Annotated in this window: 23 protein-coding genes and 3 pseudogenes; 14 read left to right on the forward strand and 12 right to left on the reverse strand. The window is 64.8% G+C overall.

The features are described from left to right. Positions 1-2 precede the first annotated feature (2 nt). Positions 3-173: pseudogene (locus AB4Y36_RS25080) on the forward strand (M20/M25/M40 family metallo-hydrolase); the annotation flags it as partial. An 18-nt stretch (positions 174-191) separates the two neighbouring features. Here AB4Y36_RS25080 and AB4Y36_RS25085 read toward each other — a convergent pair. Next, positions 192-437: pseudogene (locus AB4Y36_RS25085) on the reverse strand (hypothetical protein); the annotation flags it as partial. A 19-nt stretch (positions 438-456) separates the two neighbouring features. After that, positions 457-669, reverse strand: a pseudogene (locus AB4Y36_RS25090) (acyl-CoA dehydrogenase); the annotation flags it as partial. A gap of 475 nt (positions 670-1,144) precedes the next feature. Between AB4Y36_RS25090 and AB4Y36_RS25095 the strand changes: the two are divergent. The 10 genes from AB4Y36_RS25095 to AB4Y36_RS25140 all read left to right on the forward strand — a co-directional run bounded on the left by AB4Y36_RS25095 (position 1,145) and on the right by AB4Y36_RS25140 (position 11,289). Further along, positions 1,145-1,324, forward strand: coding sequence for a hypothetical protein (locus AB4Y36_RS25095; RefSeq protein ID WP_368602042.1), 180 nt, complete (start codon positions 1,145-1,147; stop codon positions 1,322-1,324). A 91-nt stretch (positions 1,325-1,415) separates the two neighbouring features. Continuing rightward, positions 1,416-2,372, forward strand: a complete 957-nt coding sequence (locus tag AB4Y36_RS25100; RefSeq protein ID WP_368602043.1) for a chemotaxis protein CheV — start codon at positions 1,416-1,418, stop codon at positions 2,370-2,372. A gap of 198 nt (positions 2,373-2,570) precedes the next feature. After that, positions 2,571-4,004 carry a DNA-binding protein gene (locus tag AB4Y36_RS25105; protein ID WP_368602044.1) on the forward strand — a complete coding sequence of 478 codons (1,434 nt, stop codon included), beginning with the start codon at positions 2,571-2,573 and terminating at the stop codon, positions 4,002-4,004. A 312-nt stretch (positions 4,005-4,316) separates the two neighbouring features. Further along, complete coding sequence (locus AB4Y36_RS25110) at positions 4,317-5,546, forward strand: ABC transporter substrate-binding protein (protein WP_342950104.1); 1,230 nt, start codon at positions 4,317-4,319, stop codon at positions 5,544-5,546. Positions 5,547-5,631: 85 nt separating this feature from the next. After that, the gene (locus AB4Y36_RS25115) at positions 5,632-6,843 is read left to right on the forward strand and encodes an ABC transporter substrate-binding protein (protein ID WP_368684420.1); all 1,212 of its coding nucleotides are present in this window, start codon (positions 5,632-5,634) and stop codon (positions 6,841-6,843) included. 28 nt (positions 6,844-6,871) lie between these two features. After that, entirely contained in the window at positions 6,872-7,744 is an 873-nt protein-coding gene (locus AB4Y36_RS25120; protein WP_368684421.1) for a branched-chain amino acid ABC transporter permease, read from the forward strand. 5 nt (positions 7,745-7,749) lie between these two features. Then, the gene (locus AB4Y36_RS25125) at positions 7,750-8,739 is read left to right on the forward strand and encodes a branched-chain amino acid ABC transporter permease (RefSeq protein ID WP_069266855.1); all 990 of its coding nucleotides are present in this window, start codon (positions 7,750-7,752) and stop codon (positions 8,737-8,739) included. Next, complete coding sequence (locus AB4Y36_RS25130; protein WP_368684422.1) at positions 8,726-9,466, forward strand: ABC transporter ATP-binding protein; 741 nt, start codon at positions 8,726-8,728, stop codon at positions 9,464-9,466. The genes AB4Y36_RS25125 and AB4Y36_RS25130 overlap by 14 nt, the downstream gene beginning before the upstream one ends. Beyond that, entirely contained in the window at positions 9,459-10,160 is a 702-nt protein-coding gene (locus tag AB4Y36_RS25135) for an ABC transporter ATP-binding protein (protein WP_069266853.1), read from the forward strand. Before AB4Y36_RS25130 ends, AB4Y36_RS25135 begins: the two co-directional genes overlap by 8 nt. Positions 10,161-10,281: 121 nt before the next feature. Then, positions 10,282-11,289 (forward strand): aldo/keto reductase, encoded by a 1,008-nt coding sequence (locus tag AB4Y36_RS25140; protein WP_368602051.1) that lies wholly within the window; start codon positions 10,282-10,284, stop codon positions 11,287-11,289. Between the two features lie 26 nt (positions 11,290-11,315). Here the strand turns inward: AB4Y36_RS25140 and AB4Y36_RS25145 are convergent, their stop codons facing one another. Further along, complete coding sequence (locus tag AB4Y36_RS25145; protein ID WP_069266851.1) at positions 11,316-12,209, reverse strand: LysR family transcriptional regulator; 894 nt, start codon at positions 12,207-12,209, stop codon at positions 11,316-11,318. On the opposite strand from AB4Y36_RS25145, the gene AB4Y36_RS25150 reads away from it, so the two are divergent. Further along, a complete protein-coding gene (locus AB4Y36_RS25150; protein WP_368684542.1) occupies positions 12,181-12,468 on the forward strand; it encodes a hypothetical protein in 288 nt (95 codons plus the stop codon). The two genes, AB4Y36_RS25145 and AB4Y36_RS25150, sit on opposite strands and share 29 nt — an antisense overlap. Here AB4Y36_RS25150 and AB4Y36_RS25155 read toward each other — a convergent pair. The 6 genes from AB4Y36_RS25155 to AB4Y36_RS25180 form a co-directional block, all read right to left on the reverse strand. Continuing rightward, a complete protein-coding gene (locus tag AB4Y36_RS25155) occupies positions 12,461-13,198 on the reverse strand; it encodes an energy transducer TonB (protein ID WP_368684423.1) in 738 nt (245 codons plus the stop codon). The genes AB4Y36_RS25150 and AB4Y36_RS25155 overlap by 8 nt on opposite strands. Further along, positions 13,191-13,589, reverse strand: a complete 399-nt coding sequence (locus tag AB4Y36_RS25160; RefSeq protein WP_069266848.1) for a biopolymer transporter ExbD — start codon at positions 13,587-13,589, stop codon at positions 13,191-13,193. The genes AB4Y36_RS25155 and AB4Y36_RS25160 overlap by 8 nt, the downstream gene beginning before the upstream one ends. Then, the gene (locus AB4Y36_RS25165) at positions 13,586-14,179 is read right to left on the reverse strand and encodes a MotA/TolQ/ExbB proton channel family protein (protein ID WP_069266847.1); all 594 of its coding nucleotides are present in this window, start codon (positions 14,177-14,179) and stop codon (positions 13,586-13,588) included. The genes AB4Y36_RS25160 and AB4Y36_RS25165 overlap by 4 nt, the downstream gene beginning before the upstream one ends. A 27-nt stretch (positions 14,180-14,206) precedes the next feature. Then, on the reverse strand, positions 14,207-16,528 hold the full coding sequence (locus tag AB4Y36_RS25170; RefSeq protein ID WP_368684531.1) for a TonB-dependent receptor: 2,322 nt from the start codon (positions 16,526-16,528) through the stop codon (positions 14,207-14,209). Positions 16,529-16,928: 400 nt separating this feature from the next. Continuing rightward, positions 16,929-18,017 (reverse strand): hypothetical protein, encoded by a 1,089-nt coding sequence (locus AB4Y36_RS25175; RefSeq protein WP_342950098.1) that lies wholly within the window; start codon positions 18,015-18,017, stop codon positions 16,929-16,931. Between the two features lie 682 nt (positions 18,018-18,699). Beyond that, complete coding sequence (locus AB4Y36_RS25180) at positions 18,700-19,674, reverse strand: hypothetical protein (RefSeq protein ID WP_368684424.1); 975 nt, start codon at positions 19,672-19,674, stop codon at positions 18,700-18,702. Positions 19,675-20,041: 367 nt separating this feature from the next. On the opposite strand from AB4Y36_RS25180, the gene AB4Y36_RS25185 reads away from it, so the two are divergent. Then, a complete protein-coding gene (locus AB4Y36_RS25185) occupies positions 20,042-20,953 on the forward strand; it encodes a YihY/virulence factor BrkB family protein (protein ID WP_368684425.1) in 912 nt (303 codons plus the stop codon). A gap of 183 nt (positions 20,954-21,136) precedes the next feature. Beyond that, the gene (locus AB4Y36_RS25190; protein WP_368684426.1) at positions 21,137-22,390 is read left to right on the forward strand and encodes an arsenic transporter; all 1,254 of its coding nucleotides are present in this window, start codon (positions 21,137-21,139) and stop codon (positions 22,388-22,390) included. A 241-nt stretch (positions 22,391-22,631) separates the two neighbouring features. Here the strand turns inward: AB4Y36_RS25190 and AB4Y36_RS25195 are convergent, their stop codons facing one another. The 3 genes from AB4Y36_RS25195 to AB4Y36_RS25205 all read right to left on the reverse strand — a co-directional run bounded on the left by AB4Y36_RS25195 (position 22,632) and on the right by AB4Y36_RS25205 (position 26,008). Next, entirely contained in the window at positions 22,632-24,239 is a 1,608-nt protein-coding gene (locus AB4Y36_RS25195) for a rhodanese-related sulfurtransferase (protein WP_368684427.1), read from the reverse strand. After that, complete coding sequence (locus AB4Y36_RS25200; protein ID WP_069266841.1) at positions 24,236-24,832, reverse strand: cysteine dioxygenase; 597 nt, start codon at positions 24,830-24,832, stop codon at positions 24,236-24,238. Before AB4Y36_RS25200 ends, AB4Y36_RS25195 begins: the two co-directional genes overlap by 4 nt. A 99-nt stretch (positions 24,833-24,931) precedes the next feature. After that, entirely contained in the window at positions 24,932-26,008 is a 1,077-nt protein-coding gene (locus AB4Y36_RS25205; RefSeq protein ID WP_368684428.1) for an LLM class flavin-dependent oxidoreductase, read from the reverse strand. Between the last annotated feature and the right edge of the window lie 155 nt (positions 26,009-26,163).

Genomic DNA, 26,163 nt, shown 5'->3' on the forward strand with positions numbered 1-26,163 from the left:
GTGCGGGCCATGACGCCCAAATGATTGTGCGGATCGCGCCAGCGGCGATGATCTTCGTGCCGAGCCGCGGCGGCACTAGCCACAATCCGCGCGAGCACACGGACGACGATCAGCTCATCGACGGCGCGAAGGTGCTGCTCGATGTGGTCCTCGCGCGCGGTGGCACGGCGTGAGGCCCGCGTGTCGCGCGGTTAGGTTCCGACCGCCGCGGCTTCATCGAGCGCATCGTAAATGCCGATGACCCCCGCGGCGACGTTGTTCCAGTGATCGATGGCATGCGTGCCGACCACATCATCCCAGAACGACTCCGATCCGTACTGAAGACGTTGCGCGTGTAACCGTCTCGTATAGAGCTGCAGATCGAACTCGGCGGTGATGCCCATCGCACCCACGAGCGCGTGTGCGCCGTTCGCCACCAGCGGCGCGGCGCGGCTCGCGCCTTCGCAATGGCCGCCGCACAATGCTCGAATAAATGCGCTCGGGGCCGCTGCGCTCGAACGGCAGTTCCGCGGTGACCTGTTCCCAGCCAGCGCTTTCGGTGCCGATCAGCGCGTCCTCCGGCAATTCGACATCGTCGAAGGTGACTTCGGAGAAGTGCGCATCGCCGGTGAGGTCCCGGATTGGCGCGACATGCACGCCCGGCAGTGACAGATCGACAATCACTTGCGAGCCCGCGATGCCGGTCCTCGGGCGCCCGAGGTGCGCACGATTGGGCAGCCATTTTTCTAACAAAAGATTAATCTGGATAGCGAAATAACGACCGTGCTTTTTTGTTCGGATCTGTCGCTTACAACTATTCACGGCGTATCTTTCTGCGGCCCGACATCGATGAGCGTTAGCCGTAAGGGCCAGAATTAACCTGCGGGCTAACCAGAACAAAGACGAGGTAAACGTGTAAATCGACTCAAGGTAGACGCGTCCGAGCCGTTAGTAGGGGAAAGCTCAGATGTCACGCGGAAAGCAGCCGCACAGGAGAAAGAATTGGGCGGATTGCTGATGGAAGAGGCGTCGCCGCGCGCCGCACGGGTGGCGCGCCAGCCGATTACGGATATTTCGCGCGGCCGGAGGTGTTCGCGGTGCGCGCTACGCCGCCGCCCTTCAACGCGGTGCTGGCGGTGATGGAGTTGCTGATGAACAGCGGCCCTTGGCGTTGCGTGCCGTGCTCACCGGTTCGCTCTCGTTGCTGCATTTGGCCCATGGCGCCAGCGCCCGCGCGTTCTGGCAGGGCTTGCCGCTCGCCGGCGACGTGCTCGCCGCACTCGTGGAGCGCAGCGGCGTGCTCGGCGAGCGGTACGAGCCGGTGATGTCTCCTGCATTCGCCTGATACCACCGGAAGCCCCCTGAAACAAGCACAACGGTAAGCCGGATGACCGGTTCCCCAAGCCTATTCGCGACAGATCATTACGGAGTGCAAATTGAAATCAGTACAGCAGCATGGCGTGGACGAGCGTACCACTCTGACGAGCAATAACCGGCTCGAACTGCTCCTCTTTCGCCTGGGTTCGGCGCGCAAGGGGACGGTCCGCGGCCTTTACGGCATCAACGTCTTCAAGATTCGCGAAATCGCGACCATGCCCGAGCTCACGCCGATTGCAGGCTCGCCCGAGCATCTCGCCGGCGCGGTGGATATTCGCGGCCAGATCATTCCGGTGATCGATGTCGGCTCGATGATCGGCTCCGTTTCGGAAAAGCCGCCCGGCATTCTGCTCGTGACCGAGTTTTCTCGCGGCACGCAAGCGTTCGCCGTGGAGGAAGTGGAGGACATCGTCCGGCTCGAGTGGAGCGAGGTGCTGAGTGCGGAATCGAGCGGCACCACGGGCTATGTGACGGGCGTGGCGCGCATCAATCCGGGCACCGCGAACGCGCGCCTCGCGCAACTGCTCGACGTCGAGCAGATCATGCGCGACGCCTTCCCCGAGCAGCACACCGAAGTGGGCGCCGACGCCGTGGGCGAAGCCGTGCGTCTTGCCGGCGGCCGCATCCTCGCTGCCGACGACTCGGGCTTCGCCCGCGCGCTGATCGGACAGGCGCTCACCGCGCTCGAAGTGCCGCACGTGATTGCCCACAACGGCCAGGCCGCGTGGGAGATCCTCCAGCAGATGGCGACTGATGCGCACAGCGAAGGCATCGCAATTCGCGACAAGGTTTCGCTCGTGATCACCGACCTCGAAATGCCTGAGATGGATGGCTTCATGCTCACGCGCAAGATCAAGGCCGACCAGCGCTTGAAGCACCTTCCGGTGCTCATTCATTCGTCGCTTTCAGGCAGCGCCAACGAGGCGCACGCGCGCAACGCGGGCGCGAACGGCTACGTCTCCAAGTTCGCACCTGCGGAGCTTTCGGCGGCGATTCGCAGGGCGCTGGCCGCCTGACGCGAGCCACAAAACCCCGGTGGCCAGCGTGGAGGAGCTGACTTTGGGCTGCGGCAGCGGCGTGACGCGGAGCGCGCCCGGCGGCGCAATCCTGTGAACACCTCCCCTTAAACCCGGCTTTTCGAGCGATTAACCGGGAGGTGGTTGCCTGACAATCTCTAGAAACGCGGGGTGGGCTCGCACTTTCTCGAGGCAGATATGTCAAGCAGCATTACGATCACGGACGAACTGGTTGCTGAAATCGCGGAGCGGATGGCCGACGAGGGTCAGAAGGTTTCTCCCATGGCCATCTGGTCCGAAGTTCATACCGGTTCGGTGGTCGCAGTGGCTGCCTCGCTGCGCAAGTGGCGCGAAGAGCGTGCGCCGCGCGTGCAGCAGGTCGTGGAGCGCCCCGGGTTGCCGGAAACCGTGACGGACACGATGCGCGACGCGCTCGACCGTCTGTGGACGTCGGCGCAGGACGAAGCCGAGCGAGCCGTGGCGCGCCGGCTGCTGTCGATGCGCGAGCGTGTCGAGGACGCGTGCAACGAGCGCGACAACGCGCTCGAAGAGCTGCAGAGCACGGTCCAGGAACTCGACGCCCTGCAAGTTCAGCTGGATAACATGACGCGCGCCTACGAGACCAGGCCCAATGCCGGCCCGGCTCTCGAGGAAGACATCGCGAGCGCGATCGAGCGCGCCGACGCAGCCGAGAAGCGCGCCGAGGAACTGGCCGGGCGCGTTTCGGCCCTCGAGGCAGAACTGGAGCGCGCGCTCGCCGAATTGGCCGCTGAGCGCGAAGCGCACGCGGCCCAGGCCGCCCAAGCCGAAGCCGCTGAGGCAGCCGCGGAGGAAAGCGGCCAGGCCGAGCCGGCAGCCTCGACCGGGAATGACGAAGCGGAGCGCGCAGCGCTGGAAGCGGCTCACACGGAAGCTGTGGCGAAGCTCGAGGGCGAACTGGAAGCGATTCGCGCGGCGCTGCAAGCCGAGCAGGAAGCGCACGCGGCCCAGCGCGAACAGGTCGCCGGTGCCCAGGCCGAGCGCGATGCCGCCGCCACCGAACTGCAGAATGCCCAGCAGCAGCTCGCCAGCCTGAGCGACGAGCGCACGGCCGACGCCTCCGAAATCGCGCGTCTCACGGCGAGCCTGACCGAGGCGCAGGAGCGCGCCGACGCCGCGCAGCAGCAGGCGACCGAACTCGCCGAGATGGGCGAATTCGCCAAGGCCGCGGAATCGAGCGAAGCCGCCGAGGGCGCAGCCGAGGCACAGCCCGCGGCCGCCGATCCGGAAGAAGTCGAAGCGCTGAAGGCCCAGCTTGCCAGCGAGACGGCCAGGCACGCCGCCGCGATTGCCGATGCGCGCGAGAACATCAAGCGCTGGTCCGAGTACGCGAACGGACTGAAGCAGCAACTGGCCCAGGCCAACGAAAAGGCGATCGTGGGTCTCGCCCGCAGCGCCGGCGAAGCCTCGCTGAGCCGCCGCCTCGCCACCGAGCTGGGCCAGGTCGCGCCGGAGCATGAACTGCTGCGCAAGGAGTCCCAGCAGCAAGTGGTCGTCGAAGCGGTCAGCGCCCATCTCGAGCAGCAGGGCTATGCCTACGACGCCAAGACCGGCATGGTGTCGAAGCTGAGCACCGAAAACGCGCCGGCCTGAGCGCACCGTAGACCGTCCGTTTGACGGCGCATCGCAAATGCGATGCGCCGAACCGTTTCTCCATGCCCGCTGCCTCAGTGCAGCGGTTTTTTTTGCCCCTTCCCGGTGGATCCGCGGCCTGCACGCACGCAGGCATCGGGACAAATGCCGACTTCCAGCCAGCCGAACGCCCGCTTTCCCGAAAACGAATTGTTGGCCTCGCGCGCCTGAACCACACTGGCACCTGTCCAGTGGCGCGCACAAACGAATCAGGCGGCCGCCGCGCAGCAGACTCCAAAGCAGACAAAAGCCCCGAAGGGCAAAGGAGGAGACATGACGCGACCCAAGACGCAGCACGGGAGCATCGGCAAACCGGGACGCGAACGGCCCGCACAGACGAACCTGCGCGGCGCGCTGGCGGCGGCGCTCGCCATCGCACTCGCGCCGTCGTTCGCGCACGCCACGGAATGGCGCGTGGGCGTCGAACTGCCGCTCACCGGCGCGCTCGCGCAGGCGGGCACCGAAATGTACCGCGGCATTCAGGTGGCGGCCGACATCTACAACCGGCGCCATCCGCAGGACAAGTTCACGCTGGTGGCCGTCGACGACGAATCGAACCCGGCCAAGGCCGTCGCTGCTGTCGAGCAACTCGCCTCGCAGCACGTGGTCGCGATTGCGGGCGCAGCCAATTCGAACTGCGCCGGCCCGGCGTCGGAAGCTGCGAACAAGGCCGGGCTCGTCTACGTGACGTCGGGCGGCACGAGCGATGACATGGTCACGCGCGGCCTGAAGAACTTCTTTCGCGTGAGCAACACGCCTGGCTACACGAAGGGCATGGTGGGCCTCTTCAACACGCTGGGCGTGAAGTCGGTGGCGATCGTCTACTCGACGAAGGACGCGACGAGCGACCTCGCGAAGCAGCTCGACACGGCGCTCAAGGCGCAAGGCATGAAGACCTTCCTGCATGCCTACGATCCCTCGATCGGCGACTTCAAGCCACTCGTCAACAAGGTCAAGCTGCAGGACAAGCCCGACGCCATGGCGATGCTCGGCTACGAGAACGACTACGTGGGCATTCTGCGCGCCTCGCGCGTGCTCAAGCCCGACCTGAAGGCGATCGCGGCGCCATGGGCGTTCGCGAGCCCGAAGATGGCGCAGTCGTTCCCAGACCTCGTGCCGAACGTGTATGGCGCGACCGTGCTCTCTTCGCCGGCCGACTACCGCTCGGCGGACCAGCGCGACTTCTCCGACACGTACCAGCGGCTCTTCAAGACCACCTCGAACTATCAGTCGCAGACGTCGTTCGTCTACGCGCAGCTGTTGTTCGACGCGATCGCGAACGCGCAGAAAGCGGGCACGCTCGACAAGGGCGGTCTCGCCGACACGCTGCGCGCGACCCAGCGCGACGACACGTTCCTCGGCAAGGTGGCGTTCGACGCACGCGGCGACAACACGAACTACGTGGCGCATATGGGCCAGTTCGCGCACGACGGCAAGCTCTCGCTCGTCTGGCCCGCGACCTACGCGACGGCGAAGCCGGTGTATCCCGGCGTGCCGTGGTAACGAAAACATAGAAAAACGAAACAGGGCGAGCACTGCAATTGAACGGTGCCGCTTCCTATTACCGAGACTCAGGTTTGGAGGTTCGATGGACCGCTTCGCGACTCGCAGCGAGCCGCGCGCCCTCGTGCGCGCACTCTTTCGCATCGGCGCGGGCGCCGCAAGCGCCTGCGCGCTGCTCGCCCACACGCCCGCCGCATTTGCCGACACACTGCCCGTGGGGGTGGAGTTGCCGCTTACCGGTTCGATGGCGCGTGCAGGCAACGCGCAGCTCGAGGGCATCCGGCTCGCCGCCGATCTCTTCAACAACGGTAGCGGCAAACACAAGGTCGCGCTCACCGTGGTCGATGACGAGGCGCAGCCCGCCAAGGCCGTATCGGCGGTGGAGAAGCTCGCGTCGCAAGGCGTGCTCGCCATTACCGGCGGCTATGGCTCCAATTCGGTGAGCCCGGCTTCCGAAGCGGCCGACAAGGCGGGCATCGTCTATATCACCTCGGGGGCCGTGGACAGCGCGATGACCACGCGCGGCCTCAAGCACTTTTTCCGCATCGGCCCCGCATCGGGCTATTCGAAGGCCGTGGTGGGGCAGTTGAACGCCATGGGCGTGAAGTCGGTTTCGATTCTCGCCTCGACGAAGCAGGCCACCACCGACCTCAGCAACGAAGTCTCGACGCAACTGCGCGCGCAGGGCGTGACGGTGACGGTGCACGCGTTCGACCCGGCGATGACGGACTTCAAGCCGCTCGTGAACAAGGTGCGCTTGCAGGACAAACCCGAAGTTCTGCTGATGATCGCTTACGAGAACGACTATATCGGCATTCTGCGCGCGGCCAAGGTGCTGCGCCCGCAACTAAAGGCCGTGATGGGCGCGTGGTCCATCGTGACGCCGAAAATGACCACCGACTATCCCGATCTCGTGAACAACGTGATCGGCTGCGCAATGCTGCCATATCCCGCGGACTTCGGCACGGCCGACGGCAAGGCCTTCGTGCAGGCATATCAGGCTGCATATCACAAGGAGCCCGACTATCTCGCCGAATTCGCCTACGTGCAGTCGCGGCTGCTGTTCGACGCCATGGCGCGCGCTGCCGACGCGGGCACGCTCAAGCAGGACGGCATTGCCGCCGAACTGCGCGCGAAGCCGCACGACACGCTGATCGGAAAGGTGAGCTTCGCGCCGAACGGCGACAACCCCGTGTTCCTGAACAACATGGCGCAGATCCAGGGCAATCGCATCGTGCTCGTGTGGCCGAAGGAGCGCGGCACGGGCAAGCTGAACTACCCCGCGCTGCCGTGGTAATTGCGCGCGCAACGAAGGAGGAGCCGCGATGACGGACCTGTTGCTGCAATCGCTGTATTCGGGCGTGCTCGTGGGCGGCGCCTACGCGCTCGTCGCGCTGGGGCTCGCGCTGGTGTTCGGCTCGATGCGCATCATCAATCTCGCCCACGGCGAACTGGTGCTGCTTGCCGCCTATATCGCCTACACGTTCGAGACGAAGCTGGGCCTGAACCCCGTGTTCGCAATTCCGGTGGCGATTCCGGTGGTTTGCGCCGCGGCGGCCGCCGCGTGGTATCTGGTTAGCCGCATCAAGCGCGACCGCGAGCTGAACTCGCTGATTCTGACCTACGGAATCGGCATCGTGTTGACCAATGCCGTGCTGCTGGGCTGGGGCGCCGACGTGCGCTCGACCGGCAGCGCATGGCTGCAGGACAGTGTGATGCTCGGCAACCTGCTTTCCATGCGCAGCGAAGTGCTCTCGTTCGGTATCAGCGTCGTGCTGATGCTCGCGCTCTGGTGGTGGCTCTCGCGTTCGTGGTATGGGCGCGCCGTGCGCGCGATTTCCAGCAACCGCGATGCGGCGCGCCTGATGGGCATCGACCCGCGCAGGACCGAACTGATCTCGTTCGTCGTAGCGGGGCTGCTCGCTTCGTGCGCGGGCGTGTCGATCTACGCGTCGAGCGCGATCCAGCCATCCATCGGCGAAGCGCTCACCGTCAAGGCGTTCATCATCACGGTGCTCGCGGGCGTGGGCTCGATTCCGGGCGTGCTGGCGGGCGCGATGCTGCTCGGCATTACCGAGGCGCTCACCGTCACGCTCGCCAGTTCGGCGTTGCAGGAACTCGCGGGCATGCTGCTGTTTCTGCTCGTGCTCTACGTGCTGCCGAACGGCTTGTTCGGTGTGGCGAAACGAAGGGGATGAGATCGATGTCGACTTTGAAAATCACATCGGCCTGGTCCGGCCCGCGCCTGGCCGGGCTCGCGGTGGCGCTGGCCGTGCTGTATGCGGGCGTGCCGCTCGTGTTCGGGCAAAACCTGTATCTGATGAGCCTGGCGGTGGCCTCGCTCACGATCGCGGGCGTGGCGCTCGCGTGGGCGCTGCTCGGCAACCTCGGCGGCATGGTGAGCTTTGGCCACGCGGCATTTTTCGGCGTGGGCTCGTATATTTCCGCGCTCCTCACGCTCAAGGCCGGCTGGCCCGTGTTTCCCGCGATGCTCGCGGGCGGCGTGGGGGCGGCAGTTGCCTCGCTTGCGATGGCGCCCGCGCTGCGTCTGAAGGGGCCGTACTTCGCGCTTGCCATCCTCGCCTATGCGCAGATCTTCCGCATCATCGCGACCGAATGGTCCGATCTCACGGGCGGCGCGAGCGGCCTTTCGAGCATCCCGGGGCTGCCGAAGGTCGCGGGCTTCGACTTCGGCAGCAAGAGCGGCGGCTACCTCGTCGTGCTCACGCTCGTACTGGTGTTCGCCGCGATCTATGCGCGGCTGCGCGGCAGCCATGTGGGACTCGCGCTGCGGGCGATGCACGAGTCGGAGGACGCCACGCGCGTGGTGGGCGTGAACAGCGTGATGCTCAAGCTCGCCATGCTGATGCTTTCCGCGCTGATGACAGGGCTCGTCGGCGCATTCAACGCGCACTACATCAACTTTCTCGAACCCGACTACGCGTTCAACGCGAGCTGGGCCGTCGTGCCGATCATCGCGGCGATCTGCGGCGGCTATCGCACCATCCTCGGACCGCTCGTGGGCGCGGTGACGGTCTATCTGGTCGACCAGCTCGTGCTCAAGAGCCTGCTGCCGACGGGGCACCAGATCGTACTGGGCATGCTGCTCGTGGCGATGATCATCGTGAGCCCCGCGGGTCTGACCGCGCTGCGCTTCAAACGTACCCGGCGAGGTGTCTATGCAGCAAGCTGAACAGGCGGCGGAACTGCGCCTGCAGGATGTGTCGATCCGCTTTGGCGGCATCACGGCGGTCAACGGTGTAAAGCTCTCGCTCGGCACGCGCGATGTGGTGGGGCTGGTCGGCCCGAACGGCGCGGGCAAGACGACGCTTTTCAACGCGATTTCGGGGCTCGTGCGGCCCACGAGCGGCTCGATCCGTTTCGGCGATGTGGATTTGTTGAAAGCGCCGCTCTATCGGCGCGCGCGCCTTGGCATCGGACGCACGTTCCAGGTGCCGCAGCCCATGCACGAGCTCACGGTGCGCGAGAACCTGATCGTCGCGCAACGCTTCGGCACTGGGCGAGTGGACGAGGCGCGCATCGACGAGATCCTCGCGTTCCTGGGACTCGACGGCAAGGCGCAGCGCGACGCGGCCACGGAACTTGCGCTCACCGAACTGAAGGCGCTGGAGGTCGCGAAGGCGCTCGCGACGGGGCCGAAGCTGCTGTTGCTCGACGAAGTGCTGGGCGGTCTCGAGACGGCCACCAAGCGCCGCTTCATGCAAACGCTGCTGGCGGCGCATGAGCGATACAACGTAGGTATCCTCATCATCGAGCACGATATCGAAACCGTGATGAGCCTGTGCCGGCGCGTGTGCGTGCTCAACTTCGGCAAGCTGATCGCCGATGGGCCGCCCGCCGAAGTGTTCCGCGATCCCGAAGTCGTGCGCAGCTATACGGGGGAGGCCGCCCATGCTTGAGGTCAGCAGCGCCCGCGCCGGCTATGGCGCGATCAATGTGTTGTGGGACGTTACGCTCAATATCGCGAGCGGCGAGGTCACGACGATCGTGGGCCCGAACGGGGCGGGCAAGACCACGCTGCTACGGGCGATCATGGGGCTCGTGCCGCTGGAGCGCGGTCAGATCACCTTCGACGGCGCGCCGCTCGCGGGCGTGCCTACATGGGACATGGCGCAGCGCGGTGTCGCGATGGTGCCCGAGGGGCGCATGATTTTCCGCGACATGTCGATCGAGGAGAATCTGATGCTGGGCGCGTTTGCGAAAACGCGGCGCGCGGGGGCGAAAACGCAGCTCGAGGAAGTCTATGCGCTGTTTCCGCTGCTCAAGGAGCGGCGCGCGCTGCCTGCAGGCACGCTATCAGGCGGGCAGGCGCAGATGCTGGCGCTGGGGCGCGGGCTCATGTCTTCGCCGCAGCTCATGCTGATCGATGAGCCTTCGCTTGGGCTTGCGCCTGTGATGGTGCAGGAAGTTTTTGCGATCCTGGAGCGGCTTAAGGGGGCGGGCCGCACTATCGTGCTGGTGGAGCAGAATACCAATATGGCGCTGCGGCTTGCGGATCAGGTTTATCTCATGCAGGGCGGGAAGGTTACGTTTGCTGCGCGTGCCAGGGAGGTGAACGTGGAGGTGCTTCACGATATGTATTTTGCGCGTTAACTTTTTTGTCAATAGCGTTTCATGAATCGCATTCATGAAAGCATGCGCCATCCAGGCCTTTATCGAAAAGCCACTCCGTATTTAAATCTCCACTTTGGCAACGAGCTCGAAGTGAGAGGATATGGACTATCGCAATCTGGGCCGCAGTGCACTCAAAGTTTCGCCGCTGTGCCTCGGCGCGATGATGTTTGGCGGCGAGACCGACGAAGCCGCGTCGAAACGCATCATCGACAAGGCCTTCGAACAGGGAATCAACTTCATCGATACGGCGGACGTCTATCACGGAGGCCGCTCGGAAGAAATCGTGGGCCGCGCCATCGCGGCGCAGCGCGACAACTGGGTCGTGGCGACAAAATTCGGTTTCCCGTTCGCACAGGGGCCGAATGAGCAGGGGCAGTCGCGCAAGTGGATCTACCAGTCGGTGGAGGCGAGCCTGAAGCGCCTCGGAACCGACTATATCGACATCCTCTACTTTCACCGCGCGCTGCCCGACGTGCCACTCGACGAAGCCGTGCGCGCCGTCGGCGATCTGATCCGCCAGGGCAAGGTGCGCTATTTCGGCGTGTCGAATTTCCGTGGCTGGCGCATCGCCGAGATCGTGCGCCTCGCGGACCAGATGGGCATGGACCGGCCCGTGGCGAGCGAGCCGCTCTATAACATCGTCGATCGTACGGCCGAGGTCGAGCAGTTGCCCGCGGCCGCGCATTACGGGCTGGGCGTAGTGCCCTACAGTCCGCTCGCGCGTGGCGTGCTGACCGGCAAATACGCCGTCGATGCGCCACCGCCCGGCGACAGCCGAGCGGGCCGCGGCGACCGGCGCATCCACCAGACGGAGTGGCGCGCCGAGTCGTTGCGGATTGCGACCGAGATCGCGAATTACGCCGTAGAGCGCGGCACGACGCCTGTTGCGTTCGCGCTCGCATGGGTGCTCAAGAATCGTCACGTCAGTTCGACGATCGCGGGCCCGCGCACCGAAGCGCATTGGGACAGCTATATCGACGCGCTGAACCTTCAGCTCGGCCCCGACGACGAAACGTTCGTCGACAGCCTCGTGGCGCCGGGGCATGCCTCTACGCCGGGATATACGGACCCGGGCTATCCGGTCGAAGGGCGCAAGACGCGTACGTAATCCGCACCGGCAGGCGCTGCGCTACGCTAAGCGCGATAGCGCAGCGCGTCGATCACTAGCGCGAGCGCGCGCGACGACTGTCGCCGGCTCGGATAAAACGCGTGATAGCCCGGAAATACCGGGCACCAGTCCTTGAGCACGCTTTTCAGGCGGCCTGCGCGGATGAACGACAACGCGGCGTTCTCGGGAACGAACGCGAGGCCGCGACCGTCCAGCGCCGCGTTGAGCATTTGCGGCATGGCGTTGAACGTGAGCTGGCCGTCCACGCGCACTTGCAGCGCATGCTCGTCCTTCTTGAGTTCCCACGCGTACAGGCCGCCCGACGACGTGAGCCGCAGCGTAATGCAATTGTGCTTGAGCAGATCCTGCGGCGCGCGCGGCGCCTTGTGCGCGGCGAAATAATCGGGAGAACCGACGATTGCCATCTTGACGTCCGGCCCGATGCGCACCGCGATCATGTCCTTCTCGACTTGATCGCCCAGGCGCACGCCGATGTCGTAACGATCGGCGACGATGTCGCGCAGGCCGTAGTCCACAGTGATCTCGACCTTGATGTCGGGGTAGTCTGCGAGGAGCGGGCGCAGCTTCGGCCAGATCACGGTGTCGATAGGATGATCTATCGCGGTGATGCGGATGGTGCCCGCGGGCTTGTCGCGCAGTTCGGTGAGCGCGGCAAGCTCGGCGTCGATCTGCTCGAAGCGCGGCGAGAGCGCCTGAAAGAGCCGCTCGCCGGCTTCCGTGGTGGCGACGCTACGCGTGGTGCGCGTGAGCAGACGCAGGCCGAGACGCGTTTCGAGGCTGCGGATGGTGTGGCTCAGCGCCGACTGTGAGACGCCGAGCTGCGCGGCCGCACGCGTAAAGCTGCGCTCGCGCGCGACGGCGAGAAACGCAATGAGATCGCTGAAGTTTTCGCGCGCCATGATGGGGTTCGCTGTGGGGGCGGGTGAAGCGAATCGTATCAAACACGTGAACGGCAGGTGTGCGTCTCGCCTCCTGCCGTTCGACCTCACGACGCTCAGGATCGTCCTGCCCTACGCCGCTTTGATGACGATGGTCGGGCTGCCCGAGACGCTCCTCACGCTCAACCTAACCGACGACGTGACGGCCACGCGCGGCCGCCCTAATGATAAGGAGCGGCCGCGCGTGCACGCCTGGCTCATCGTTCAGTGTGTCAATTGACATTGAAGTGGACGCGAACGTCCTGATGGCTCTCGACGGGCCGACCGTTCTCAATTGCCGGGAAGAAGCGCCACTGCCGCAGCGTGACAAGCAGAATCTGGTTCAGCCGCGGACTTTGCGTGGGCTTCACCAGTTCGATATCGAACGTACCGTCCGCATGGACGGCGAAGCGTACAACGGCGACGGCCTGAAATGCCTGCTCTCGAAGATCGTCGGGGACTTCCGGCAGGGGTTGCGAGAGCAGCCGGGCCTGCTGGCTGACGGGCCCGGTTGAACCGTCGGCGTTCGATGGGGCGCCGGACTGCAGCGTGTCGGCGCCCGGGGCAGACGCAGTTTTTGACGCGGGCGTTGCGGATGCGTCTTGCTGTGTGGCTGTCGCGCCTCGAGGAGCGTCGAGTGCCGGGCGGGGCGGCGTAAGCTCGCGAGGGGCATGGTGCGCCGCGCTGCTGCGCGCCACCTGCAGTTGCTGCCGTTGCACGCGGGGCGCGCTGTGAGGGGCGGTAGGCGCAGCGAGCCGGACGTTGTCGTGTGGCGTTTCGCTTGCACGTTGCGCGTGCGGTAGTTCCACGACCCGCAGCTCTATCGCCTGCGGGGGCGCTGCGGGTCGACCGGAGCCCATCAGCCAGCGCAGATGCGCGAGGAAGAACCACCACGCTATCGCTGCCACCGACGCGGCAACGATAAAGCGACGCACATTGTGGTTGCGGCGTGACAGCGATTCGCTATTCACGATGCACGGCAACGAGAAAATGTTCGGCGCCCGCCTTGCGCGCTTCGAGTATTGCTTCCACGACCACGCCATGCGAAGCGCCGTCGTCTGCGGCTACGACAATACGCCCGTCCTTTCGGAGCAGGTTCGCCACCACCGCGCGCACTTCATCGAGGCGAACGGGCTGCTGGTTCACGAAGATGTGGTTGGCGCGATTCACGGAGATGGTGAGCGGCCGGTCCATCTGCATCGGCTGTGCCTCTCCTCGGGGCAGATCGATATGGACCGCGTCGAGCCGCTGCATCGCCAGTGTCGTCAGCATGAACGTGGCGAGCAGAAAGAACATCACATCAATCATCGGGATGATCTCGATGCGGCCACGTCTCGACGTGCGTGCACGTCTGAGCTTCATGACGCCGCACCGGAGCGTTCGCGCGCGAGGCGCAGGTCGCCGATGCGGCCGTTCGCGAAGGTCTCGACGTCATCCATGAGCCGGTCGACGCGACGCGAAAAATAGTTGAACGCAAAGAGTGCGATCAGTGCGATCACGAGACCGATGGCGGTGGCAACCAGGGCCTGGGCCACACCCCCCGACACGCCCGAAGGGCTGACGAGGCCATCGCCGCCGATCAGTCGGAACGAATGCATCATGCCGACGATCGTGCCAAGCAATCCCAGCAGCGGCGCAGCGGTCACGATCGTTTCGAGCAGCCACAGACCGCGGCCCATCTCGCGCTCGATCTGCGAAGCGGCCGTTTCGACCTGCCCCTCGATACGCCAGATGGGCATGCTGCTGTCATCGAACAGCATGTCCACGCGTCGCAGCACATGTTCGTCCGGCAGTGCGCGTACGGCGCCATCACGCGGCATTCGGGCGTAGCGCCACCAGACGTACATCCGGTCGAACGTGATGGCGAGTGCGAAGATCGCCAGCAGGCTCAACGGGTAAATGACCCAGCCGCCGAGCCGCAACGCTTCGGCAATACCGTTCCATTCGTTCATGATTGGACTCCTTTACGCGTGAAATGATCAGAAGTGCTTGGTAATACCGGCATAGATCGCTCGCTGCGGGCCGTACTGTGGCGCACCCACGCCGATGCCGGATCCATCACGCAGTTGGTAGACGCGGCCGAAGGCATTGACCAGCACGAGCCGCGCATCGAAGCGGCCGATCAGCGGTTCGCTGAAATGCTGGATCACACCGACGTTGACCTGCGCATACCAGGGCAGACGCCCGGTATTCGCAAAGCCGCTGCGCAGGCCGCTACCTACGATCGCATCTGTGGTGAGAGTCGTCTGGCCGAGGGAGTAGGTGCCGCCGAACGACGCGGTAATGCGCTGATCGTGATCGAGGTAGACCCAATGGTTTGCAATGTAGGCCAGTTCGTCGGCGCCGAAATTGAACTGCGCCGATTCGATGTTCTTGCCCTGCGCGCGGCTGAATGCGACATTCAGATAGGCCGTCACATTGTCCTGGTGGTAGCTCGACGTGAACTCCACGCCGTAGACTCGCCCATACTGGTAATTGAATGGCGTGAAGATGAGCGCGGTACCGAATTGCCCCTCGTCGAGCAGATTGCTGGCGCGCTTGTAGTACGCGTCGAGTCCAACGGTCAGGCTGGAGGTGAGGCGCTGCGTAATGCCGATGTCGAAGTAATCGGCGCGTTCGGGCTTCACGGGATCGTTCTGCGCGTTCGGGCTCTGGTTGGTCGTGCCGTTGAACTTGCTGACCGTGGAGTCGGAAACGAGTTCGAAAGCCGGCGGCGTGAAGTAGCGCGCGTAGCCGGCGTGCAGCGTCGTCGCGTTGGTCGGCTGCCAGACGAGTCCGACGCGCGGGCTCAGTTGTCCGGCCTGCACATACTCGTCCATGCGGTCGTAACGCAGACCATAGTTGAGTGTCAGCTTCGGCGTGATCTTCCACTCATCCTGCAGGTAGAGGCTGTACAGATAGCCTGTTTTGCTGTTGGCATCCTGAATCGTGAGTGGCTGGTCGGAGGTCTGATTGCCGTTCGCGTCGACGGGAAACACGGCCACGCTGTTGCCGAACACGGCATGCTCCTGCTGGAACATGAGACCCGCGCGCAGCGTGTGTTGATCATTGAGCCGGTAAGTGAAATCGGCCTGAACGCCATTCGCCTGGTTGCTGTGGAAGTCCTCCGATGCGACGCCATTGAAAATGAGGTCGCCGACCGGGTCCGGATTGAACTTGGTGCGCGTGTAGCGCGTGAAGAGCGCCACCTGGTAGTCGAGTGCGCCACCGTTGGTGCCCTGCAATGCCACCACCGCGAAGTTGTTCAGCTCCGACTGGGTCTCGTTGAGGTTCGCCGAGTCGAATGTGGACTGGCCGTTCAGCGTGTAGACGGGGGCGAGCCCCGGCGTATTCGGAATCTGGAACTGGTTGCTTGCGGTGCCGAACATCACACTCACGCGCGTGAGCGGGTTGAGCAGGTACGACATGTAGCCGAAACCGTTGCCCTGGCGCGTGTGGTCGTGCAGGGGGCTGCCGTCCGAGGTGGGCGCCTCGATGCCGAGATTGTTCTGGCCGAGCGAACCGGCGAAGTAATAGCTGAACGGGCCGCTGGAGCCGAACACATCGGCGCTCGTCTGGATTGTCTGGTGACTGCCGCCGTAAACGTCAATCGTGCCGCCGTTGCCGGTGTCGCCGGACTTGGTGCGGATGTCGACGATGCCCGCCGTGCGATAGCCGTACTGAGCCGGCAGCGCACCCGTCACGAGATTCACCTGGTCGATGATCCGCGTATCGAGCGATTGCCCGAAGCCGCTGATCGGCTCCGGAATGATGATGCCGTTGAGGCGGTACTGCAGGTTGGCATGGTCACCGCGCACGTGGAGCTGACCGTAGGAATCGTTGGCGACGCCGGGCGCCTGGAGCAGAACCTGGTTGAGCGGCGTGTTCGCGCCTTGCGGCGACGAGTCGATGTCGGCCTGCGTGATGCGGTAGACGCTCGCACCCACTTCGGGCTGGAGACCGTTGCGAGCGCGGTCAAGGCGCTGGGCGTTGACGGTGATGTCGAGCGTGGAGTCTTTCTGGAGCACGACAGCGACCGGCTCGGGCGCCTGTCCCTGTGTCACCGTCGCGACGCGTGTGACGGTGTTGTAGCCCGTCGCCTCCACGTTGACGGCGTAAGTGCCGGGCGCGATGTCCTCGAGCCGGAAGCGCCCGTTGGCGTCGGCCGTCGTCTGGGCGACTTTTTTGCCGCCGGCGTCCTGGAGCGAGATCTGGACATGGGCGGGCGCGTGGCCCTGCGCGTCCGCTACCGTGCCGGCAAGCGTGGTTTCGCCACTGGCGGCGATCGAGCGGGTGCAAAACGTACAGGCGAGCAGCACCATACCGGCCTGCGATTTCAGCGAGCGGTTCATTGTTTTGTTGTGATTTCGGGGTGGACGCGCCTTTTGTCAGGCAACGACGCGCCATCGATCAATCGAGCGTTGGCGCGCAGGATTGGTAATGTTATAACGTAACATAAAGAATTGGCAATCCCCCGCATCGCGCCGATCCAGGGCGCCAGGAACGGGCATGCTCACGCTTGATTGATTTCCCGTGGCGCTCGCTTTCGAAAATCGCTCGACCGGGTCTTGGAAGGAGAGGGGAAGGCTTCAGGGGCGCGGCGTCTTCGAGCCGAGGGGGCGCCCTGGGACCGTCGCGACGTTGGGGCGCACTTGCCGGATGACGCAATCGCCGCGAACCGGCTTGCTGCGATCACGTCATCCGGCAATCGATACGCGGCCGTTATTGCTGGGCGCCTGTCGATACAAAGGCCATGCCATGCGGACTGGCCAAGTTGGTTACCAGCGGCAGAAGTGCTCCGCTGCGCAAGTCAAGTTGGCCAACGTAAGCCGGCACTGCCGGCGTGCTACCGGAAGCGGCCACACCCGTCGAGGCGGAGAAAGCCGCGTCACGCTGCCAGACATTGGCGCTGATCTTGTACACCGTGTTGGCTTTCGTATCGGATACCAGCAAGTACCCCTGTCGCGCCGCGGCGAATACCGTGTCATCAACCTGCACGTTGCCGAGAAGTGGCAGATATTGCACGCGCGGCTCATCGCCCGACGTGCGCAACAGGACAAGCTGACCGTCTCCCTGATCATCGAGCAGTACATCCCCCGACGGCGTTAGCGTCATTGAATCCGGATCGGTCAGGTTGAGGGTTGCCACGGTGCCAAACGGAATGTTGCTGGCGTCGAGCGAGCCGCTCATGACCGGCGTAACGTCGATCCTGTAGCTGTTTGCATCAAGGTGCACGACGCGGACGATCGCGGGCCCCGTATTCTTGCCGCTAGCGTTAAGGGTGGGATTGGACGCACTGAAGTAGGCCTGGCCGTCCTTGAACACGATGTCGTCATAGCCGCCACCGTGCAGCGTTTTGGCGAAGGAATACGGCTTGGACGCCTGGCCGGTCGCGGGATTGATGATGACGAGGTTCGGATTCGCATCCTCGTTCTGCATCGCCCAGATCTCGCGCGTGTACGGATTGACCTTCAGGCCATCGTTGTGTCCCGCGACTTGATACGACTTCACGATGCTGCCGTCCAACGTGTATTCGACAATCACGCTCATCGCGCCATTCGTGCCATCCGGTGCGCCGGTGTTTGCATAGCCGACCCAAACGTGATCATCAAGCACGGCAAGTGAGTCCGGTGCGCTCATCAGCCCGCCTGAACCCGTCGCGAAGACGGACAGGCTGAATCCCGGAGTGACTATCGGTTTTGCCGCGGTCTGGGCGTCGGCGGCACCGGCCGCGAAGCAGAGTACGGTGAACGCGAGCGCGGTGCGGCTAAAAATGCGGCTTGCTGCGTGAAGAGTTTGAATGCTTCGCATGTTCATCTCCTGAAGCAGGTACGCGGGCAGAAAAGTCGGGGCGCCATCGTTTCTCAGGCGACCGGTAGGAAACCGAAATAGATGGAAACACGGGGACGTGACTTGATCGTGACGGTGCATGAGACGCCGCACTTGTTGAGGTGCGGCGAGCGGCGTCTCGCCATACCTCAACTGACCGGTAGCGCAAAATTGTCGCTATACGATGGGGAATCTCCCGCCAGGCGAGAGCTTTGGTACGGTCGGCCACCTGGTCATCGCGCTGCCTGCTGCAAACTGGCCGCGCGATGACTAGTCACCGCTTACGAGCAGCGTCGGTTCAGCCGTTCCTCTGCAAATTTTTTACGTCTCGTCGATTCGCCATGCTTGACCGCCACCGTCAGAAGATCGGTGCCTGGCTCGGGATGCTTGCCATCCTGCTGGCAAAGCCGCGGCCAGCCACGCGGCGGACGCGTGCGACTTCCCGGCGCGCGAAGCCATTCGTCTCGTGCATCTGAGCGCGACCGCGCTATGGGCCGGGAGGCACCGGCAGCCGCCATGTCCGGGTGCAGGCGTGATTGTTCGGGTCAATGCCAAAGGAGCGCGATAAGAATGATGATCGGAATCGGAACGCCAAGCAGAAAAAGAAGAATTGAGCGCATGTTTGCCTCCTCTCAGATCGAAAGTAGTGGGATTTGCCGAGCCGTCACCATTCACGCATCCTGCCGCCGATCGTCGCCATGAGACTGGCGGAGAAGGCCCCTATGAGCAGCGAAACGAAGAGCCACAACGTGACGCGGACGGTGGCCCTGCGGACCGCTTCTGCGGCTGCGCGCGCGGCGCGTTCCTCGGCATCGCCCTTTTCCTGCAAGCGCGACCAGGTGGTCGTGACGCGCGCGCGGGCATCTGCCGGTGCGAGCCCGGTTCTCTCGGCTACGATGCGCGCTACGTACGCGGTGTCCTCGGCCGAAAGCGCCCCGCCCGCGGGCAGACTGTTGAGGAAAATTCGCGCGATCTCCTGCTTCTGCTGCGCGGTCTCGAAGACCTGTTCGGCATGCAAGGTACTCGGTGAACTCGAAGCAACCGAGGTAGACAACGCACCGGATGCGGCGGCGCCCGCAACCGGACGCAGCATGCCGTCGATCAGATAGCCCATGGGCCAGGTGCCGTATGCGGCCTGGGCGTTGCCGCGATTGAGGGCGGCAACGCCGCTTGCGACGTGCGCTGCGCTCCGTGCGCCTGCGCTCACGCCCTCTCGGGCCAGCCCGGACATGGCCGCGGTGAACAGGACGGCGGAAAGGAGCGTGGCGAGCGCCCAGGCGAGAAAGCCATGTGCGGTGTCGCGGAAGTGGGTCTCGTCTGTACCGATACCGGGCCAGTGCCGACGCAACCGCCCCGCGAGATAGCCGCCGAGACCGGCAGACATCACCTGCGTCACGCAGATCCAGATGACGGCCGCCACGCCGAAAGTCTCTGCGTGCGCGCCGCTTCCGGACCAGGGCGAAAGCGACGAAAGCCCGAGGCCCGTGCCGAGCATGAGAAGAATGAGGGCGAAGGCCGCCATGCCCACGGCTCCCGCCACGACAGCGCTCCAGGAAACGGCGGAGCGTGGGCGTCCATTGCGGGACTCCGCGACCCGCGCTGCTGCGACGTCATTCCCGAGTCGATCGATCTCATCCATGGCTAACTCTCTTTCCGGTCGTGAGCCTGCATGCGAAGCCACGCATCGGCAGGCGGGTCAAGAGCGCAACAGCACGAAACGTGCCGCGCGCGCGAACGCAGCGGACCGCGGAAGAGGGTGGGAACATGGGCGACGTGCCAGGTATTGCGCAAGCAGGTTCGCTGCTTGCTGCCAGGAAGGCGTCAGACTGCGCACCGCCAGGTAGCGATTTCTCCGCGCCAATGTTCGCTGACCGGTGACGTCGCACTTCGCTGTGCTTCAGGACGTCACCTGCACAATGAGCCCAGGCGGTGCGGCCTTGGGCGCAACGCCTCGCGCCGGGTGCAGGCGAACGCTGCCCGGAGCGGACGAAACAGGACAGCTTCACGTGAGCAACGCCGATCATCCACACGGACAGGCTCTGCGCTTCGTTACCCGGCATCCCCTCCGGTTCGTCTTCCAGGTGTGCACGGCGTTCCGCAGGAACCAGGGGTTGCTGCTCGCAGGTGCGATCGCTTACTACGCATTGCTGTCTATCGTGCCGCTCCTGATACTCGTCGCGATCGCGTTTAGTCATTTCGTTGGGGAGCAGCTTCTGCTCGATACGCTCGCCCATTTGCTCGAATGGCTCGTACCGGGGCAGTCGAAAGCGATTGTGGCGGAGCTTGCCAGCTTTCTCGCCCATCGCTCCGTGATTGGCTGGTTTCTCGTTGTCACGATGATCTTTTTCAGCTCGCTTGCCTTCACCGTGCTCGAGAACGCGCTTTCAATCATTTTCGTGCACCGGGTCGCGATCCGGCGCAGACACTTCCTGCTGTCGGCAATCGTGCCGTATCTGTTCAGCCTGTCTTTGGGTATCGGCGTGCTGGTGGTGACGCTCGTCTCCAGCGGCCTGCATGCCGTAGCGAGCGACAGCATTGTGCTGTTCGGTCATGCGGTGCCGCTAACAGGCGCGACCCGGGTCGTGCTGTATCTGTGCGGTTTCGCGGGTGAGATTCTGGTATTGACAGCGATTTATCTGGTGATACCGGCGGGGCGCACGACGCTGCGCCATGCGTTCGTCGGCGCGGTCGCCGCCGGCGTGTTGTGGGAGATCACGCGACGCGTGCTGGTGTGGTATTTCGCGACGCTCTCCGAGGTGAGCGTCGTCTACGGGACGCTGACGACGGCGATCGTCGTGCTATTCAGCCTCGAAACCCTTGCGACCCTGATGCTGTTCGGTGCGCAACTCATTGCCGAGTACGAGCGCCTCGATACAGGCAATGGCGAGCCGGCATCGCGGCCGGTAGTGACTGGTTGACCACAGGAGGCAGCCGAAAGCCTGCTCGCCACGTCGGATTCGAGCGCCGGACGGTCTTCGTCCCCGGGATCGTTGATCAAATTGCCGTCGGCTGCGCGAGCGCCGACCGGTCAGGGCGGGTACGACGGGTGCTCAAGGGGCTGCTGTCCCGATCTGTCAGGCTTGGTACAGTTGCAAGCACCCTTGAATCCAGCGGTCTTTTCCTGGACCATCGCAGCGGTCGCGACTGCGGGTGTCATCCTGCGGCCGCTTGGATGGCCGGAAGCCATCTGGGCGGTCGGAGGGGCGCTGTTGCTAACGCTGTCCGGATTGCTGCCGTTGAGCGCGGCATTGCAGGCTATCGGCAAGGGGACGGACGTCTATCTCTTTCTCGGCGGCATGATGCTGCTTTCGGAAGTCGCCAGACAGGAAGGACTATTCGACTGGATCGCCGCGCTCGCTGTGCAACATGCGCGTGGTTCTCCACTGCGGCTGCTGGTGCTCGTCTACGTGGCAGGAGTCGTCACGACCACTTTTCTCTCGAACGATGCGACCGCGGTCGTCATGACGCCGGCCGTCTACGCCGCCGCCAAAGAGGCCAAGGCGGAGCCGTTGCCCCTCCTGCTCTCGTGTGCGTTCGTCGCCAATGCGGCCAGTTTCGTGCTGCCGATCTCGAACCCGGCCAACCTGGTTCTATATGGAAATCACACGCCGCCGCTCGGAGCCTGGCTCTCGAGATTCGCGCTGGCGTCGGTGTTGTCATTGTTCGCGACCTTTGCGCTCCTATGGTGGACGCAGCGTCGCGCGTTGCAAGGCACCTTGGCCAACGATGAGCCTGAGTCCGGTCTTGGCGCCGGTGGTCGCCTGACGCTTTGCGGCCTCGCGCTGACGTCAGTTGCGCTTCTGGCCGCGTCGTTGCGTGGCCTGCAGCTCGGTGCGCCGACCGCAGTGTTGGGTTCGCTCACTACCGGCGTCGTGCTATGGCGCGAGCGCGCGTCGCCGTGGCCGTTGCTCAAGCGCATCTCCTGGAGCGTGCTGCCACTTGTCGCCGGGCTGTTCGTGATGGTTGCGTCGCTCGATCATACCGGCGTGATCGACGCGCTGGCCGGCCTGCTGAAGTACGCGACTTCGGCGAACGAGACACTGACAGGATTGGGCGCGGGCGCGGTGGCGGCGTTCGTCAGCAACGTCGTCAACAACCTGCCTGCGGGACTGGTTGCTAGCGCAGCAACGATCAAGGCGCAGAGTCCCCAGCCAGTAATCGACGCGTTATTGATCGGCATCGATCTCGGTCCTAACCTCTCGGTGACTGGATCGCTCGCGACGATCCTGTGGCTCGCCGCGCTTCGCCGCGAAGGTGAGTCCATTACCTTTGGCCGCTTTCTGAGCGTGGGCGCCGTCGTGATGCCGCCGGCCCTGATTTGCGCATTGGCCGCAAGGCTTCTGGCGGGAAGCTAGCCGAGTCGCTTTCACGTAATAACCCGGAGGCGGGGCTCTCGAGTGCTACGAACTGTTGCTCGAGAGGCTTGTCGAGTTCCTCGCGCTCACATCGATTTCGTCAGGCGACTCCGGCGTAGCCCGGTTAGGCTATCAGGCCGCGGCAATCGTCATCGCGCTGCATCACGTTACGTTCAACTGTCTGCAGATTGCCGGGCTGAACGCATCCTGTTTTACGCGACCCGCGCTCTCGGCGTCGCCTTCAGATCACGAAGAATCCATGTGTGCCGTCGCGCTCTAGCTGCGCCACGAGCCCGTACTCCCATTCGAGGTACGCGTTCATCGCCTCGCGGGCGTTGTCGGTACCTTCGTAAGGGCGCCGGTAGCGGTCGATACGCGGCGAGGCCAGATGCGCGTCGCCGCTTTGCACCGGCAGGCCGGCGCCTATCCATGCCGCCGTGCCGCCTTCCAGCACTTCGACGGGCTTGCCCGTGAGCGAGGCAATCTCGGACGCGGCGAACGGTGCGAGCGCGTTGGTCATGCACACGGCCACATAGCGGCGCGCATCGGGCAGCGCGCGCAGGTCGTCGAAGCCTGGCGCGAGATGCGACCGCAGCGCCCACCACGCGCCGGGAATATGTGCCTTCACGTGATTGGCGCTCGACGTGAAATCGAGCACGACGGTGCCATGATCGCTCGCGGCAAGACGCGTGGCGAGCGCTTCGGGCGTGATCGTCGAGAAGCTGGTGGCGGCGGGCTTCGGCGCGCGCCATGCGCCCGCTTCGGTGAGGTGCCCGGTGCGGGCTTCGTCGATCACATGCACGTCGACGTTCATCTGTGCGAGCCAGGAAGCGGTCATGTTGGCACGCACGCCGTCGTCGTCGAACAGGACCACGCGCGCGCCACGCACCGGCGCGAACATTTCGGTTTCCTGAACGAGCTGCCCGCCCGGCGCACCCTGAAACCCTGGCGCATGTGCGTGTTCATACTCGGCAGGCGTGCGCACGTCGAAGCGATACGTCGTACGCGACGTGTCGGCGGCCCACTGTTCGGCTTGCGCGAGCGTCGTGCGCTGCACGCCCGCGCGGCTGGCGAGCGCGGCGGCCGCTGCGCGCGATTGCGCGAGCGTGGCCGCGTCGCGTCCCGCCTGCGGTTCGAACTGGCGTGCGCTGCCATGCTCGAGCGTCTGCCCGGCCAGCGTCCAGCCGATCGTGCCGTTGCGCAGCGCCGCCACCGGGTTCGGCAGCCCCGCATTCACGAGCGATTGCGTGCCGATGATGCTGCGCGTGCGCCCCGCGCAGTTCACGATGACGCGCGTAGCGGGATTGGGCGCCAGCGCGCGGGCGCGCAGCGCGAGTTCCGCACCTGGCACGCTGATGCTGCCGGGAATGTTCATCGTCTGGTACTCGTCGAAGCGGCGCGCGTCGAGCACGACCACGTCTTCGCCGCCCGAGAGCAGCGCATTCACGGCCTCGGCCGTCAGCGAAGGCGTATGGCGCTCCGCTTCGACGAATTCACCGAACGCCTTGCTCGGCACGTTCACGTCGCGGAACACCTCGCCGCCCGCATCGATCCAGCCCGCGAGTCCGCCTTCCAGCAGCGCGATATCGGTGTAGCCGAGCGCGTCGAGCTTCGTGGCCGCGCGCTGTGCGAAGCCTTCGCCGTTATCGAGCAGCACGATCGGCACGCTGCGGCGCGGCAGCTTCGTCCAGGCGTCGAGTTCGAGCTTCGAGAGCGGCAGGTTGGCGGCAAAAAGCGGATGGCATTGCGCATGCGGATCTTCCTCGCGCACGTCGAGCAGCGCGATCTCGCGGCGGGCGAGCAGGGCGTCGTGCACGTCCTGATGCGTGCGTACGGGAAATGACTTCATGAGGCGTTGGGTTCCTTGCTGAGATCCCAGAAGTTCGGGAGGACGTCGTTCGAGTAACCGGAGATGAAGGGCTTGGGCGAGGCGTCGGCCGGATAGGTAAACCGGCGCACCGCGCCGATGTTCGCCCCATACACGTGAATGCTGACCGAAACGCGATCGTCGTAGGCATTGCGCACGCGGTGGATGTCGCCGAGCGTCGGCGAGACGGCCTCCACCTCGCCGCGCTGAAGCAACACCTCGCGGCCCAGCGGATGCAACGCACCCGCCGCGTCGTGCGCGTAGGGCTGCGCATATTCGGCGCCGCGCAGCACGCCTATCAGGCCCCACACCGTGTGGTCGTGAACGGGCGTTTGCTGGCCCGGTCCCCAGACAAAGCTGACCACCGAAAAGCGCTGGCGCGCGTCGGCGTAGAGCAGGTATTGCTGATAGCGCTCAGGCGAGGGCGCGGCGTAGGCGTCGGGCAACCAGTCGTCGTCGCGCACGAGTTCGCGCAGCGCATCGAGGCCGCGATCGATCAATCTGGACTCGCGCGGCGCGTGGTCCACGAGTTCCGCAATCGTGCCGACGAAGCGGCGAAGCTTGTGAATGCCCATCAGAACTTGCGGATGGGCGCATGCCGGAGGACGGCGCGCGGTGCAGCGGTGCCGATATCTGCGGCGTCGGGATGGCTCATGGCGGTCTCTCCAGCCGTATCAGGCGGCGGCGCGTACGCGCGAGGCCAGTTCGCGCGTGGCCGGAATCAGCGCGCGGCCGTAGTCGATGGCGTCCTCGAGCGGGTCGAAGCCGCGAATCAGGAACGTCGTCACGCCCAGTGCGTGATATTCGGCGAGCGTCTGCGCCACCTGGCCAGGCGTGCCCACGAGCGCCGTCGAGTTCGAGCGCCCGCCAATTTCCTTCGCGACGGCGGTCCACAGGCGGTCGTCGGCTCGCACGCCGTCGCCCGCTGCGCCGAGCAGGCGACGCGCGCCTTCGCTCTGAAGCGGGCCGCCCGTGTCGAGGCCCTGTTCGGCGCGCAGGCGGCGCGTCTCGTTGAGGATATGTTCGGCGCGCTCCCACGCCGCCTTCTCGGTGTCGGCGAGGATCGGCCGGAACGACACGGAGAAGCGCACCTGGCGTCCGTGTTTCGCGGCTTCGGCACGCACGCGAGCAACGAGGTCGGCCACGCCTTGCTTCGATTCGCCCCACAGCGCGTACACATCCGCGTGCTTGCCGGCCACCGCGAGCGCGGCTTCGGAAGCGCCGCCGAAGTAGATCGGCACGTGCGGCTGCTGACGCGGCTTGACCTCCGACCACGCCTGTTCGAAGCGATAGAAGCGGCCTTCGTGGTCGAACGGTTTGCTTTCGGTCCATACACGTTTGAGCACCTGCAGGTACTCGTCGGTGCGCGCGTAGCGCTCGTCGTGGCTCAGGTAGTCGCCGTCGCGCCGCTGGTCGGCGTCGCTGCCGCCCGAGATGAAGTGCACGGCGAGCCGGCCGCCGGAAAAGTGATCGAGCGTTGCGAGCTGGCGTGCGGCGAGCGTCGGCGAGACAAAGCCGGGGCGGTGCGCCAGCATGAAATGCACGCGCGACGTCACGCTTGCCGCATAGGCGATCGTCAGCGTGGCGTCGGGGCTGACCGAGCTGTGCGGCACGAGAATGCGGTCGAAGCCTGCGTGCTCGTGCGCCTGCGCAAAGTCGCGAACGTAGTCGACGTCGATGGCCGGACCTTCGGCGAGATGCGTCTCCGACACCTTGCGCTGCTGGATCATGCCGATGAATTCGATGCTCATGCGGGCTCCCTGGGTTGACGAACGATCCAAAGAGGCTACCACCCAGGCATGCGAGGTTTAAATATTGAATGCTGATAAACATTCCATTTGCACATGACATGCAGCGGCATGCCGCGCGCCGAAAAAGGAAAGTCCGAATCGTTCTTTGCCGGCGC

Source organism: Paraburkholderia sp. BR10936, from assembly GCF_040965735.1.
GTDB classification, from domain to species: domain Bacteria; phylum Pseudomonadota; class Gammaproteobacteria; order Burkholderiales; family Burkholderiaceae; genus Paraburkholderia; species Paraburkholderia nodosa_A.

Bases quoted from the DNA above. Each gene is read 5' to 3' on its own strand.
- AB4Y36_RS25140 (WP_368602051.1), top strand. From the start codon at position 10,282: ATGGACTATCGCAATCTGGGCCGCAGTGCACTCAAAGTTTCGCCGCTG.
- AB4Y36_RS25160 (WP_069266848.1), bottom strand. From the start codon at position 13,589: ATGAAGCTCAGACGTGCACGCACGTCGAGACGTGGCCGCATCGAGATC.
- AB4Y36_RS25145 (WP_069266851.1), bottom strand. From the start codon at position 12,209: ATGGCGCGCGAAAACTTCAGCGATCTCATTGCGTTTCTCGCCGTCGCG.
- AB4Y36_RS25150 (WP_368684542.1), top strand. From the start codon at position 12,181: ATGAGATCGCTGAAGTTTTCGCGCGCCATGATGGGGTTCGCTGTGGGG.
- AB4Y36_RS25195 (WP_368684427.1), bottom strand. From the start codon at position 24,239: ATGAAGTCATTTCCCGTACGCACGCATCAGGACGTGCACGACGCCCTG.
- AB4Y36_RS25110 (WP_342950104.1), top strand. From the start codon at position 4,317: ATGACGCGACCCAAGACGCAGCACGGGAGCATCGGCAAACCGGGACGC.
- AB4Y36_RS25115 (WP_368684420.1), top strand. From the start codon at position 5,632: ATGGACCGCTTCGCGACTCGCAGCGAGCCGCGCGCCCTCGTGCGCGCA.
- AB4Y36_RS25175 (WP_342950098.1), bottom strand. From the start codon at position 18,017: ATGCGAAGCATTCAAACTCTTCACGCAGCAAGCCGCATTTTTAGCCGC.
- AB4Y36_RS25165 (WP_069266847.1), bottom strand. From the start codon at position 14,179: ATGAACGAATGGAACGGTATTGCCGAAGCGTTGCGGCTCGGCGGCTGG.
- AB4Y36_RS25180 (WP_368684424.1), bottom strand. From the start codon at position 19,674: ATGGATGAGATCGATCGACTCGGGAATGACGTCGCAGCAGCGCGGGTC.
- AB4Y36_RS25125 (WP_069266855.1), top strand. From the start codon at position 7,750: ATGTCGACTTTGAAAATCACATCGGCCTGGTCCGGCCCGCGCCTGGCC.
- AB4Y36_RS25200 (WP_069266841.1), bottom strand. From the start codon at position 24,832: ATGGGCATTCACAAGCTTCGCCGCTTCGTCGGCACGATTGCGGAACTC.
- AB4Y36_RS25135 (WP_069266853.1), top strand. From the start codon at position 9,459: ATGCTTGAGGTCAGCAGCGCCCGCGCCGGCTATGGCGCGATCAATGTG.
- AB4Y36_RS25130 (WP_368684422.1), top strand. From the start codon at position 8,726: ATGCAGCAAGCTGAACAGGCGGCGGAACTGCGCCTGCAGGATGTGTCG.
- AB4Y36_RS25105 (WP_368602044.1), top strand. From the start codon at position 2,571: ATGTCAAGCAGCATTACGATCACGGACGAACTGGTTGCTGAAATCGCG.
- AB4Y36_RS25170 (WP_368684531.1), bottom strand. From the start codon at position 16,528: ATGGTGCTGCTCGCCTGTACGTTTTGCACCCGCTCGATCGCCGCCAGT.
- AB4Y36_RS25205 (WP_368684428.1), bottom strand. From the start codon at position 26,008: ATGAGCATCGAATTCATCGGCATGATCCAGCAGCGCAAGGTGTCGGAG.
- AB4Y36_RS25120 (WP_368684421.1), top strand. From the start codon at position 6,872: ATGACGGACCTGTTGCTGCAATCGCTGTATTCGGGCGTGCTCGTGGGC.